This is a genomic window from Pseudomonas sp. FP2196 (genome assembly GCF_030687715.1).
Lineage (GTDB): Bacteria > Pseudomonadota > Gammaproteobacteria > Pseudomonadales > Pseudomonadaceae > Aquipseudomonas.
This window is the reverse complement of record NZ_CP117445.1, coordinates 936,545-948,849: the sequence shown is the minus strand read 5'-3', so window position 1 is coordinate 948,849 and position 12,305 is coordinate 936,545. Positions and strand designations below refer to the sequence as shown.

Here is a 12,305-nt window from a genome sequence, read left to right as displayed (position 1 = left end):
GCGTTCAATCCCTCAGTGGCACGACGGTGAAGTCGAGTGTCCGCTCACGCGATTCGAGACCTTGGCGCATGTCCGCCGGCCACCAGATCACCAGTTCGCGATCATTGGAATCGGGCCGCTCGCAGGCCTCGGCATAACAACCGGCGCGCGAACTCGCGCAACCGTCCAGCAACGCGCACACCGCCAGCAACGCCCCACACAAAGCCTTGTTCATGGTGTCGCTTCCTTGAGTAGCGAGGCGCGCGCCTGGGCGCTGGCCGAGAGTGATTTGGGTTGGCGCACGGCGATAAACACTTCGCTTTCTTCGCCCGGTTGCAGCCAGGCCTTGGGCCATGCGCTGACGCCCAGCACCCAGCGACCGCCGCAGGTGCTTTCATCAATGCGTTGAGGCTGGTCCGTCGCGTTGCGCGCCACCACGACCGCCACGCCCCATTGCTTTTGCGTGTACCACTGGGCGCGCTCGCCATCGATCACCACCCCGGAATTGCCGTCGCACAAGGTGTTGGGAATGAACGGCAACTGGTCACTACTGGTGAAACCGGCCGGAGCGATGCCATCGAGCAATTGGGTGAAGGCGTTCTGTACATCGATGCGCGTCGGTTGCGCACCATCACGCCGACCACTGATGCGTTTGGAGGCGGCATCGACATCGTCGGGGTTACCGTTTTCGACGTAGCGCGAGGGGTCAACCTGGTCGCCGATCAGCCGTGGCGTCAGGATAAACAACCGCTCGCGCTTGTTGGTGCGGTGGCTGCTGGAGGTGAACAGCATTTTGCCGATCAGCGGAATATCACTGAGGTACGGAATCTTGCGCACTTTGTCGTCGGACTCCAGCACATGGAAACCACCCACCACCAACGACCCGTGTTCCGCGATCACCGCCTGGGTGCTGACGTTGCCTCTGCGTACACTCGGTTGCGACGGGTTGAGCACTGAGGCGTCGATCTGCCCGTCCTCAATATCGAGGATCAGTTGCACCTGGGATTTGCCGTCGTGATTAAGCGAACGGGGAATCACTTGCAGGCTGGTGCCGGCGGTGATCGGCTGGATATCGGCGACCCGTTCGCCAGTGGCGGTCAGGTATTCCGTACGGCTGAAATCGATCACGGCCGGCTGGTTTTCCAGGGTCAGGATCGACGGATTGCCGACCACCGTGGCCGACCCCTTGCCCTCCAGCGCATGAATAGCGAGGGCAAATCGGCCGGAGTTTTCCACCGACAAGGTCGAACTGGAACCAGAGTCGAGCAACGATGCACTGACGTTGGTGCCGCCGGCCCAGATGTTCCAGCTACTGGACAATTCGGCCAGGTCTTCGCGGTTGATGTCGAGAATCACCGCATCGATTTCGATCAGGTTGCGCGGCTGATCCAGTTGTTTGACCAGTTTCTCGTACAGCGCCTTGCGCTTGGGCGCGTCGTAGATAAGCACCGCGTTGTTGCGCACATCGGCACTGACGCGGATCCGCGATTTACTGCCGGAAGTGCTTTTACCCTTCCTCGAACGGGTGTTGGCCAGCACTTGGTCCAAGCCTTTTTGCAGGTTATCGGTGTCGAGCCCGCCGAGCAGCGTCGAACCACCGCCGTAAGGACTGCCGCCCGCCCCCAACCCCGAGCCCTGGAGCAGGTTGACCCCGTTGATCGTGTCCCCTCGGGCACGGCTTTCGAGCAGGTCCTGAAGAATGCTCGCAACCCCGGCCACGGTCAGTTGCTGATCGCGATAGCGAATGGTGCGATCGGCGGCATTGGCGTATTTGAGCGGCAACACGACGATGTCCTGCTTCTCGTCCGGGGTGTCGACTTTCTTGCTGTAGTCGCGCACAAAATTGACGTACTTGGCCGGCCCGCGCACCAGCACCACGCCTTCGTCGGGCAAGGCACCCCAACCGAATCGCGCATCCAGCAGGCCGACGTCGGTCAGGGCACTTTTGAGGTCGTCCACGGCATCCGGGGAAACTTCGATGCGCGCCGAGGTCTGCTCGCTGGTGGGGCTGATGTACAGCGTTTCGTTGTAGACGAACCACTGGAAGTGATGCTCCTGGCTCAAGCGATCAAGGAACGCCTGAGGATTCGGTGCCTTGATGCGGCCATCGACGATACCGTCCACCGGTTCCATGGCCAGGCCCAGACCGAACTCTTTGGCGAAGTCGGCCAGCGCCGTTGCCAGATCAGCCTGAGTGGCATCATAGGCATACGCCGTGTGTTTCCAGGCCGCAGGTACCGCGGCAAATGCCGAGGCACTCATCCAGATCAATAACCAGGACAACCACTTGAAAGCCTTCATTTCACGCTCCTGGTTGCCAGCTATTGAGGGTCGAACGGGGCAACGAAGCATTCGTCAGGCTACCCAAAGAGGTCTGTAACAGGCTGAGCATCGCGGCGCGCTGATTGGCCAGGTTTTCCAGGCATTGCAGCAATACCGGGGCGTCACCGGGCGCAGGATGCCAACTGACCAGCACCAGGCAGTGGCTGTCGGGATCCAGCGCCAGCGCACCTTCGCAATGACAGGCCACCCCGGCGCTACTCTGGATCAGTAGTGCGGTCAGGCGATCAGGGTCGGCGGCGTCATACGGGTCCAGCACGTCGATGCTGCAACGCACGCCGTCCTCGCCGCGCGCGAGTCGGGCGTTGGCCTCGTCGATCCAACAGTCCAGCGGTGCGTCGGTACCCTGCTCGCACCACTGACTGACCACCGCAACGAAATCATTGAATTCCATCGATGATCGCTTTCGTCAGACCGTGTTGGGCGCGCAAACCTTCACTCAGCACCGAAGTGGCCGTGGCCATTTTTTGCGCCGCGTCGCTGAACGCCATCATGTCTTCGGGCGAGCCGCTGTCAGCGGCATCGAGGGCCGCCTCGTCGGTTTTGGTCTGGCTGTTGCTGAACGAGTTGTCGAGGCGATGTTGCAAGGCTTTGAAACTGATCATCAAGTGCGCTCCACGGTAAGGGTCGCCAGTGAGTGGAGCAAAACCGCCAGTGGGTTCCACTTTTTGCGCAAGAGGTTGAATGCGGGGTGCAACAGGGTCAGTCACCCTGCGCCAGCAGGCAGCGGACCAACGCCGGCCAATCAAGGTCGAACTCCCCGGCGTCGCTGCTCAGGCGCAGGGTCTGGGGCGGCATCGAGGGATCGTCGCGCAACTGCCACAGCGCGGCAAAGCGGCTGTCGGCGACCCAGGTTTGCAGGTCGGCAAACAACTCGGGGGGACAACTGAGGGTCGCGTTGCAGGCATAGCTCTGGCTCGCCGCCAGATGCTGGATCAGCGCGCGGCCACGTTCAGCGACGCCGGTGTCGTCGAGCAGACCGGTCAGCGCCAGCGTGAGCATGGCCTCGGCCGATTCCACCGCCGAGGTTTGCAGGGCCTGGCGCTGATCTTCCAGTGTCTGGAGAAAGTCGTTGGCCTGCGTCCAGAACGCCCCCGCTGCCTGATCCAGCAAACGCTGACACTGGGTTTGAGCCTCCGCGATCAAGGCCTCGGCCTGAGCCTGCGCCGCGAGCAACACGTCGCTGGCCCGTTGCGCATCCGCCAGGTCTTCACGGCGCAGAATCGGCTCGCGCAGCAGAGCCCCGGTGCCCAGGGACAAGCGTCGACGAACCAGCATCAGCGAAATGCCCGGGTGAGGATCATGGCGTCGACACTCGCCACAGCACCGCACGCCAAAGGGTCTCGAGTTTGTTTGGCGGCAAGTCAGTTGCAAGCTCCCCAACGTCTCCCGGCGCCCAGCCCAGACGCAAACGCGGCCAGAACATCGGGCCCAGCCAGGCGCCAAGCAGCGAACGCATGTCGGTCGCTTGCGGATTGAGCCACAGCCCCGGGCGCAGGGCCTTGGCCAAGCTTCGACACCAGAGGTCGTGACGCGCCGACACGGTGGCCTCGGCTCCCACGGCGGCGCAACAGATCGACTTCGCGAGAATCAGTGCCTGCTGGCGTTGTTCCGTGCTCAGCGACAACCACAGGACCACATTGGCGTCGAGTGCGGGCGGTTGACTGGGGACCACGCCGAGGCTGGCGAGCAAATCCGCCTGGCGACTGCGCGCCACGGCGTCACATGCGCCGGCCTCCAGCCCTTGAGCCGAAAGCATCTGCGCGTGCCAGGCCGGATGCGCCCAGTGCCAGGTGCAACACCACCAGCTCACCCAGTCGGTCGAGGTCATAAGCGCGCCGGCAAGGTCGAGTCGCTGCGCCGGCCCGGCCACACACGCGCAAGCAGTGCCGTGCGCCAATCACGGCGCAAGGCCAGGGCCATCGCGGCCAGCACCAGCAACACGCCGACCGGGATCACCAGCGACATGACATTCCAGAAACCCATGTCCGGGCTGTCGATCAGGAACGGCCCGAAGCGCACCAGGTTTTCCTTGTCCTGAAACTCGGTGGCGGGGACAAAGACAATGGCAAATTTTTTCGAGCTGGCCGCTTCCTGGGACATCCCCGGAATGCTGCTCGCGACCATTTGTTGAATGCGCCCACGAACACTGTCCGGGTCGAGGGCAGCCGTGTGCTTGATGAACACTGCCGCCGACGCCGGTTGCACCGGTTCACCGGGTGCGATGCGCTCTGGCAGCACCACATGGACCCGCGCGACGATCACACCGTCGATTTGCGACAAGGTCGATTCCAGCTCTTGGGACAAGGCGTAGATGTAGCGCGCGCGTTCTTCCAGTGGCGTGGAAATCACCCCTTCTTTCTTGAAGATTTCACCGAGGCTGGTGCGGGCGCGCCGAGGCAGGCCGGCGGCTTCCAGCACGCGCACCGCACGATTGATATCGCGGGTGGGGACGATGATGGTCGCGCCGGTCTTTTGCATCTGTTTGCGCGCATTGATGTGCTGGTCGGCCAGTTTGGCGATGACTTCGTTGGAGTCCGCCTCCGAGAGGCCGCCGAACAGTTCGGTGTCGTCACTGCAGCCACTGAGCAACAGCAGGCACAGCAACAGGATCGGGGCAAAGAAATTCACGTCAGGCCTACTGCATGTTGGTCAATTTATCGAGCGCCTGAGCGCTCTTGCTCACCACTTTGGTGGTGATTGCCATCTGCAGCGAATACTGGGACAGCGAGCGGCTCATCTTGACCATGTCCATTGGATCGGCCGAGCCAGCCGCTGTTTTCATTGATCGCAGGGCCTGTTGCGACAGCTGTTCCTGAGACTGAAAACGCTCGGACAGCGCGCCCATCAAACCGTCGGCCATATGTCCGGACGGCGCAGGGTCGATGCGCATGGCACCGTTGAATAAGTCGACATCCGCCTGCGCAGGACCGGAAACCAGCCCTTGGTCATGATCGACCGGGACGCCTTTGGGTGCGTTGATGGGGGAAATACTCACGGGCGTTCTCCGGCAGACGGTGTCGAGGGGGGTAGATGGGTCACGGCGATCCAGAAATCAGGAAAGGCCCGCGCTCATCACGTCGAGGATGTTTTGTGCCGCTTCGGCTGCCGAGCTTTTCAGGCTGTGCTGCTGCAACTGCGGACTCAAACCGGTTTGCTGAGCAAGGAAATCAGCACCACCTTCCAAACCTTTGCCGCTGGCAATCCCCAGGCCCATCTCCAGCCCTTGCTTGAAGATGTCCAGCGGATTGCTGCTGCCCAACAGTTGCGCCAAATCGCTGGATTGGCCGCCCGTGGAATCGTTGGCCGAGGGTTCATGTTGCAGGCTGCCTAAACCGCCGTTGCCCTGGGACGTTTGCGGACCCTGTGCATCCCCTGCGCCCATCTGCTGGGAAATCTGCTCAAGCGCCGCGCGAAATTTCGCGGTTTCGCCCTTGTCGAGGTAGTTGTCCTTGCCGTTGCTCTCGTCGAGCTCTTTGCTCCAGGAACCGGAATCCGGCGCGCCGAACTCGGCTTTGTTCGCGTCCATGAAATCGGCGACTTGCTGCAGGATTGGTTTGTCAGCCTTGTCGAAGGTCGAGCCATCGCCCTTGTCAGTCAGCGCATTGTCCAGGGAAGACTTGCCCAAGCCTTGCAGGGTCTGGGACATCAAATCCTGACCACCCTGCCCTTTGCCGCCAATGCCGGCATCCGCCGAGGCGCCGAAGTTGCTGCCGAGCTTGTCTTTGATCAGGTCGCCCAACGCCTTCTTGACGGCACCCTCTTCGCCGCCACCCGCTAACGCCATGAACGGGTTCTCTTTTTTAAGCTGTTGTTCGACCATCTTGCCCAAGGGTGAATCGGTATTCAGATGGCCGCCAGACATCAGCGAACTGCTTAACTTGTCCACCACACCTTTGAGGGTATTAAGTGATTCGGAAGCCACCGATGTCAGGGTCGCGGGAACAATGGACCCCACGTTCAGAAGCGCACTTGCACTGGAGAGAGGATTTAACATTAAAAGAGTCTCGCTAACGATCAAAAACCCTCTGATTAACAGAGGGTATAGGGATGATTAATAGCTGATACCTTTCGCACTTTGTGCGACGTTGGAAATTTGCTTGTTCGCCGCATCGGTCTGGGCGGAACTGATGGCCTGCAGGGTATTGCGTTGTTCGGTCTGCATCGCGGCCTGGCCTTGCAGCATGATATTGCGAGCAGATTGTTCATCCTGCATTTGCATCATTTTCATTTGCGCATCAGCTGCTTTGCCGCCGCCGGCCATATCGGCCGCTGCCGATTGGTTTTGTGCATTGCCTTTAACCGAGTTAGCGGTTTCTTTAACTGAGTTGAAACCGTTTACGGCACTGTTTGCCATGCCGCCTACACCACCCATACCAGCCATAGTCTTAACTCCACAATGAACACTCGCATCAGTGCGAGATATCCATGAGTGGAGGCAGGGTCAATTCGGGTTCCAATTTTTTTCCAGTGCTTCGTGTTTAAGGAATATATCCAGCGACTTGATGCGGTGATAAAGCGTGCGCCTGGGCACCCCCAATTCCATGCTCACCGCATCGACTGATTGACCGTGGCGCTTGAGCGCTTCCTGAATCAGGATCCGTTCGATGACCCGCATCTGAGCCTTGAGGGTCTGGCCCTCGAGGTCTTCACCCGGGCCGGCGCCGAGCAGCGGAAAACCCAACACGAAACGCTTGGCCGCCGACTTCAATTCACGAATGTTGCCGGGCCAGGAATGGCTGAGCAGCACCTGGGTCAGCGCCGCGCCCAGCGCTTTGTGACCGCGCCCCAAGTCTTTGGCGGCGGCATTGGAAAATTGGGAGAACAGCGGAATGATCTGGTCGCGACGTTCGCGCAGAGCCGGCAACTGGATGGTCAGGACGTTGAGACGAAAATAAAGGTCGCGACGAAACAGACCTTGCTCGACCATTTCGTCGAGAGGCCTCTGGGCCGAGGCGATCACGCACAACTCCAGCGGAATGATTGTGGTCGAACCCAGCCGTTCGATGGCCCGGACCTCCAGCACCCTTAGCAGTTTGGCCTGGAGATTGAGTGGCATGCTGTCGATCTCGTCGAGGTACAGCGTGCCCCCTTGTGCCGCTTCGATGTAGCCCATTCGCGAACGACTGGCCCCGGTGAACGCGCCGCTGACCACACCGAACAGCTCGCTTTCAGCCAATGATTCCGGGATCGCCGCACAGTTCATGGCCACAAAACCGCCCTTGCGGCCCGACAACACGTGAATGCGTTGGGCCAAGGTGTCCTTGCCGGTTCCCGTCTCGCCGCACAGCAGCAGATCGATGCCCAGTGGCGAGGTGCTTTGCGCAATGATCTTTATGTCCGGGAGGTCGTTATCGCAATCAAGCTCGCAATCAAAGTAATCGTACACACTCATCTACGATCTCCAGATCGGTTTACTTCAAGTTATGCCCCCCGTCCATAGGCTTGGATCGCTGCCTTTGTAACCACCTGGTGACATTAGGGCTTATGACCCCTGCAGTCTTGCCATGCAGTCAAATGTTTCTACGGGCGACACTTGATCCTCGGTACAAGTTACCGAGCAATAAATAAAGCAACTATTCTAATTATTGGACGAGTGCAAACAATCCAGCAGGACACTGCAGCGCAAGCCACCATAAGCGGGTGACTCCATTGAATAAAGCGCGATTATCCAACAACCGTTAAAACAGTACTGGCAAGTAAAGATATTCCGGCGAAACCGGTTACAGATGCACTGCCTCGGGAATCAGGTACCACAATGAAGCACAGGAAGATATCGCGGACATAGAAATACCAACGAGCTTACTTATACTTCATTTCAATAATCTGACTGATCATTCCGGACAGTCCATCCATGAACATTCTTATTTTCGGAAGTGAACGTGAGGATACATTCGAAGTTATACATGTCAACTGTATTCTCAAAGCCTGACTCCTCTGTACGAGTGGCGTTCTTCCCTAGAGAAATTTCAGCTCAGTGCTGATTTATTCCCACGCAAGAGAGACAAGCATTTCCCGGAAAGTTCCCGGTGAATGTTGAATAATTCAGCATTTGGATTTGTCGCTTTCGCATTGTGTGACACAGCGCACGGCGAGTAGCCCCCGGCCTGCTTCCTTCGGCGACTGGCCACTGACAGGCACAAAGCATTACGCAAATTTTCGATGGAACTGAATGGCATTAATGAACCACTCAGCGCCGCTTTTGGTGCAGGCGCAGGTTGGGAAAGCGCCAATCAATGCCTTCCAACCGCATCGAGAACTGTGCCGTTACCGACGACAGGGCGGAACCCCAACCAGCCCTTAGCGCAGCAACGGATGAACACCCAACACCCGGGGATATACCGAGATAGACACTCCCCCAAGAAAAACGATATTTCCGCCCCCCCCCAAATCCCCGCTAATCTCAACCCACAATCACCTCCAGATCTCCGGGGACTCCATGGAAAGATTCACCCTCAAACCACTATTAATCACCCTCGCACTAACAGCTATAGCCCCGATCGCCAACGCCGCCACAACCCTGGTCTACTGCTCCGAAGCCAGCCCGGCAGGCTTCGACCCGAGCCAATACACCAGCGGCACCGACTTCGACGCCTCCGCCGAAACCGTCTTCAACCGCCTCACCCAATTCAAGCGCGGCGGCACCGACATCGAACCCGGCCTGGCAACCAAATGGGACGTCTCCAACGACGGACTTCAATACACCTTCCACCTGCGCCAAGGCGTGAAATTCCACACTACGGAATACTTCACCCCGACCCGCGACTTCAACGCCGACGACGTGATCTTCACCTTCCAGCGCCTGCTCGACCCGGAGAACGCCTTCCGCAAAGCCTACCCCGCCGAGTCCCCGTACTTCACCGACATGGGCCTGAATACCACCATCAAATCGGTAGAGAAACTCGACGAGCAAACCGTGCGCTTCAACCTCAACAACGTCGACGCCGCGTTCGTGCAAAACCTGGCCATGAGCTTCGCCTCCGTGCAGTCGGCCGAATACGCCGCGCAACTGTTGAAGGAAGGCAAAGCGGCCGACCTCAACCAGAAACCGATCGGCACCGGCCCGTTCGTGTTCAAGCGCTATCAAAAGGATTCACAAATTCGCTACGCCGCCAACACGGCCTACTGGAAACCCGAGGATGTGAAGATCGACAACCTGATCTTCTCGATCACCCCGGACGCCGCCGTACGCCTGCAAAAACTCAAGACCGGCGAATGTCAGGTCAGCGGCTACCCACGCCCGGCCGACATCGAAGTGATGGAAAAAGACCCGAACCTGCGCGTTCTCAAACAGGCCGGTTTCAACCTCGGTTTCCTCGCCTACAACACCACCCACCCGCCGCTGGACCAACTCAAAGTGCGTCAGGCTCTGGACATGGCCATCGACAAGCCGGCGATCATCAAAGCCGTTTATCAAAGTGCCGGCCAACTGGCCCAGAACGCTTTGCCGCCGGCGCAATGGTCGTTCGATCCGAACATCAAAGACGCGCCGCACGATCCGGCAAAGGCCAAGGCGCTACTCAAAGAAGCGGGGGTTGCACCCGGTACAACCATCAACCTCTGGGCAATGACAGTGCAGCGCGCCTCGAACCCGAATGCGCGGATGTCGGCGCAGATGATCCAGCAGGATTGGGAGAAGATCGGCATCAAGGCCAACATCGTCAGCTATGAATGGGGCGAGTACATCAAACGCGCCAAAAACGGCGAACACGACGCGATGATTTACGGCTGGACCGGTGACAACGGCGACCCGGACAACTGGCTCGGCGTGCTTTACAGCTGCGCGGCAGTCAAGGGCAGCAACTACGCCAAATGGTGCGACCCGGCCTACGACAAACTGGTGCAACAGGCCAAGGTGTCAACCGACAAGGCACAGCGGGTAAAACTGTATCAACAGGCGCAACTGATCCTTAAACAGCAGGTGCCAATCACCCCGATTGCCAACTCCACGGTGTTCCAGCCGCTGCGCAAAGAGGTCACGGACTTCCGCATCAGCCCATTCGGTCTAACCCCCTTCTACGGCGTGGGTATAAATAAGTAACACCGAGCCCCAAGGCGGCGCGCGCAGCATGAACTACGCACCATTTTGGGGCCTCATTTGCACCGTAAAAACCACCCGCAAACGGTCAAATGCGTCAAAAGTTATACAGATGCGACATTAAGGTACGTTCGTGCCACCGTTTGAGGCCGCCGACCGCTCTGGATCTTGCATTGGGTATGGCGCCTGCATAAGTATCCGCAGGCACGACTCACGAGGTCGTACCTCAAATCAAAAAATGACAACAAATCATGAGGCCAACATGCTTAAACACGCGGTCATTCCGTTTTTAGTCGGCGCAGGCTTGTTAGCCTCCGCACCTTTCGCATCCGCTGCGACTAACCTGGTGTTTTGCTCCGAAGGGAGCCCGGCCGGTTTTGATCCGGGCCAGTACACCACCGGAACCGACTTCGACGCCTCTGCCGAAACCATGTTCAACCGCCTGACCCAGTTCGAGCGCGGCGGCACCGCCGTGATTCCTGGTCTGGCGACCAAGTGGGACATTTCCGAAGATGGTCTGACTTACACCTTCCACCTGCGTGAAGGCGTCAAGTTCCACACCACCCCGTATTTCAAGCCGACTCGTGAGTTCAACGCCGACGACGTGCTGTTCACCTTTAATCGCATGATTAACAAGGATGACCCGTTCCGTAAGGCGTACCCGACCGAATTCCCGTACTTCACCGACATGGGGATGGACACCAACATCACCAAGATCGATAAAGTCGACGACCACACCGTCAAGTTCACCCTTAAAGAAGTTGATGCCGCGTTCATCCAGAACATGGCCATGAGCTTCGCTTCGGTGCAGTCCGCCGAGTACGCTGCGCAACTGCTCAAAGAAGGCAAGCCTGCCGACATCAACCAGAAGCCGATCGGCACTGGTCCGTTCGTGTTCAAGAGCTATCAGAAAGATTCCAACATCCGTTACACCGGTAACAAGGACTACTGGAATCCTGACGACGTGAAGATCGACAACCTGATCTTCGCTATCACCACCGACCCGTCGGTACGCATTCAGAAGCTGAAAAAGAATGAGTGCCAGGTCACCCTGTTCCCGCGTCCGGCCGACCTGAAAGCGCTGAAAGAAGACAAGTCGCTGAAGATGCCTGACCAGGCTGGTTTCAACCTGGGCTACATCGCTTACAACGTGATGGACAAGGTCAAGGGCAGCAACGAAGCGAACCCGCTGGCCGACCTGCGCGTGCGTCAAGCGCTGGACATGGCTGTCAACAAGCCTCAGATCATCGATTCGGTTTACCAGGGCGCTGGCCAATTGGCCGTCAACGCCATGCCGCCGACCCAGTGGTCTTACGACACCACTATCAAGGATGCCAAGTACGACCCTGAGAAAGCCAAGCAGCTGCTCAAGGAAGCCGGCGTCAAGGAAGGTACCGAGATCGTTCTGTGGGCGATGCCGGTGCAGCGTCCGTACAACCCGAACGCCAAGCTGATGGCTGAAATGCTCCAGTCCGACTGGGCCAAGATCGGCTTGAAAGTGAAGATCACCAGCTACGAATGGGGCGAGTACATCAAGCGTTCCAAAGGTGGCGAGAACCAGGCCATGATCATTGGCTGGAGCGGTGACAATGGTGATCCGGACAACTGGCTCAACGTTCTGTTTGGCTGCGACTCGCTGAGCGGCAACAACTTCTCCAAATGGTGCGACAAGAAGTTCGACGGCCTCGTCAAAGAAGCCAAGCGCACCACCGACCAGGGCAAGCGCACCGAACTGTACAAACAGGCGCAACACGTCCTCAAAGATGCCGTCCCAATGACACCTATCGCTCACTCGACGGTGTATCAACCCATGCGCGCCAACGTGCAGGACTTCAAGATCAGCCCATTTGGCTTGAACTCCTTCTACGGCGTCAGCGTCAGCAAGTAAAAAGAGACAGCGGCGACGTTTCCAGCGTCGCCGCTGTTTTTTTCTACCGATTAGTTAGGA

General features: G+C 58.6%; 13 protein-coding genes. 2 read left to right on the top strand and 11 right to left on the bottom strand.

The features are described 5' to 3' along the window. Positions 1-4 precede the first annotated feature (4 nt). From hrpT to PSH79_RS04075, 11 genes are all read right to left on the bottom strand, one after another. Positions 5-214: an HrpT family type III secretion system protein gene (hrpT, locus tag PSH79_RS04125; protein ID WP_305441369.1), complete on the bottom strand. Its 210-nt coding sequence runs from the start codon at positions 212-214 to the stop codon at positions 5-7. Beyond that, the gene (gene sctC / locus PSH79_RS04120) at positions 211-2,280 is read right to left on the bottom strand and encodes a type III secretion system outer membrane ring subunit SctC (protein WP_305441368.1); all 2,070 of its coding nucleotides are present in this window, start codon (positions 2,278-2,280) and stop codon (positions 211-213) included. The genes hrpT and sctC overlap by 4 nt, the downstream gene beginning before the upstream one ends. A 1-nt stretch (position 2,281) precedes the next feature. Continuing rightward, complete coding sequence (locus PSH79_RS04115) at positions 2,282-2,713, bottom strand: type III secretion protein (protein ID WP_305441367.1); 432 nt, start codon at positions 2,711-2,713, stop codon at positions 2,282-2,284. Further along, the gene (locus PSH79_RS04110) at positions 2,700-2,924 is read right to left on the bottom strand and encodes a type III secretion protein (RefSeq protein WP_123359297.1); all 225 of its coding nucleotides are present in this window, start codon (positions 2,922-2,924) and stop codon (positions 2,700-2,702) included. The genes PSH79_RS04115 and PSH79_RS04110 overlap by 14 nt, the downstream gene beginning before the upstream one ends. A 97-nt stretch (positions 2,925-3,021) precedes the next feature. Further along, on the bottom strand, positions 3,022-3,597 hold the full coding sequence (gene sctL, locus PSH79_RS04105) for a type III secretion system stator protein SctL (RefSeq protein ID WP_305441366.1): 576 nt from the start codon (positions 3,595-3,597) through the stop codon (positions 3,022-3,024). Positions 3,598-3,619: 22 nt separating this feature from the next. Then, positions 3,620-4,150 (bottom strand): type III secretion protein, encoded by a 531-nt coding sequence (locus tag PSH79_RS04100; protein WP_305441365.1) that lies wholly within the window; start codon positions 4,148-4,150, stop codon positions 3,620-3,622. After that, positions 4,147-4,950: a type III secretion system inner membrane ring lipoprotein SctJ gene (gene sctJ, locus PSH79_RS04095; RefSeq protein WP_305441364.1), complete on the bottom strand. Its 804-nt coding sequence runs from the start codon at positions 4,948-4,950 to the stop codon at positions 4,147-4,149. The genes PSH79_RS04100 and sctJ overlap by 4 nt, the downstream gene beginning before the upstream one ends. Positions 4,951-4,957: 7 nt before the next feature. Then, on the bottom strand, positions 4,958-5,317 hold the full coding sequence (gene sctI / locus PSH79_RS04090) for a type III secretion system inner rod subunit SctI (protein WP_370872602.1): 360 nt from the start codon (positions 5,315-5,317) through the stop codon (positions 4,958-4,960). Between the two features lie 57 nt (positions 5,318-5,374). Continuing rightward, on the bottom strand, positions 5,375-6,316 hold the full coding sequence (locus PSH79_RS04085; protein ID WP_305441363.1) for a hypothetical protein: 942 nt from the start codon (positions 6,314-6,316) through the stop codon (positions 5,375-5,377). Positions 6,317-6,373: 57 nt separating this feature from the next. Next, complete coding sequence (locus tag PSH79_RS04080) at positions 6,374-6,703, bottom strand: hypothetical protein (protein WP_259695939.1); 330 nt, start codon at positions 6,701-6,703, stop codon at positions 6,374-6,376. 60 nt (positions 6,704-6,763) lie between these two features. Continuing rightward, the gene (locus tag PSH79_RS04075) at positions 6,764-7,714 is read right to left on the bottom strand and encodes a sigma 54-interacting transcriptional regulator (protein WP_305441359.1); all 951 of its coding nucleotides are present in this window, start codon (positions 7,712-7,714) and stop codon (positions 6,764-6,766) included. 1,044 nt (positions 7,715-8,758) lie between these two features. On the opposite strand from PSH79_RS04075, the gene PSH79_RS04070 reads away from it, so the two are divergent. After that, entirely contained in the window at positions 8,759-10,360 is a 1,602-nt protein-coding gene (locus PSH79_RS04070; RefSeq protein ID WP_305441358.1) for an ABC transporter substrate-binding protein, read from the top strand. 259 nt (positions 10,361-10,619) lie between these two features. Further along, entirely contained in the window at positions 10,620-12,245 is a 1,626-nt protein-coding gene (locus tag PSH79_RS04065; protein ID WP_305441357.1) for an ABC transporter substrate-binding protein, read from the top strand. Positions 12,246-12,305: the final 60 nt, after the last annotated feature.

What these genes read in the sequence shown, in the direction of transcription:
- hrpT (WP_305441369.1), bottom strand. Translation starts at nt 214, where the DNA reads ATGAACAAGGCTTTGTGTGGGGCGTTGCTGGCGGTGTGCGCGTTGCTG.
- PSH79_RS04115 (WP_305441367.1), bottom strand. Translation starts at nt 2,713, where the DNA reads ATGGAATTCAATGATTTCGTTGCGGTGGTCAGTCAGTGGTGCGAGCAG.
- PSH79_RS04070 (WP_305441358.1), top strand. Translation starts at nt 8,759, where the DNA reads ATGGAAAGATTCACCCTCAAACCACTATTAATCACCCTCGCACTAACA.
- sctC (WP_305441368.1), bottom strand. Translation starts at nt 2,280, where the DNA reads ATGAAGGCTTTCAAGTGGTTGTCCTGGTTATTGATCTGGATGAGTGCC.
- PSH79_RS04080 (WP_259695939.1), bottom strand. Translation starts at nt 6,703, where the DNA reads ATGGCTGGTATGGGTGGTGTAGGCGGCATGGCAAACAGTGCCGTAAAC.
- PSH79_RS04085 (WP_305441363.1), bottom strand. Translation starts at nt 6,316, where the DNA reads ATGTTAAATCCTCTCTCCAGTGCAAGTGCGCTTCTGAACGTGGGGTCC.
- PSH79_RS04065 (WP_305441357.1), top strand. Translation starts at nt 10,620, where the DNA reads ATGCTTAAACACGCGGTCATTCCGTTTTTAGTCGGCGCAGGCTTGTTA.
- PSH79_RS04100 (WP_305441365.1), bottom strand. Translation starts at nt 4,150, where the DNA reads ATGACCTCGACCGACTGGGTGAGCTGGTGGTGTTGCACCTGGCACTGG.
- PSH79_RS04075 (WP_305441359.1), bottom strand. Translation starts at nt 7,714, where the DNA reads ATGAGTGTGTACGATTACTTTGATTGCGAGCTTGATTGCGATAACGAC.
- sctL (WP_305441366.1), bottom strand. Translation starts at nt 3,597, where the DNA reads ATGCTGGTTCGTCGACGCTTGTCCCTGGGCACCGGGGCTCTGCTGCGC.
- PSH79_RS04110 (WP_123359297.1), bottom strand. Translation starts at nt 2,924, where the DNA reads ATGATCAGTTTCAAAGCCTTGCAACATCGCCTCGACAACTCGTTCAGC.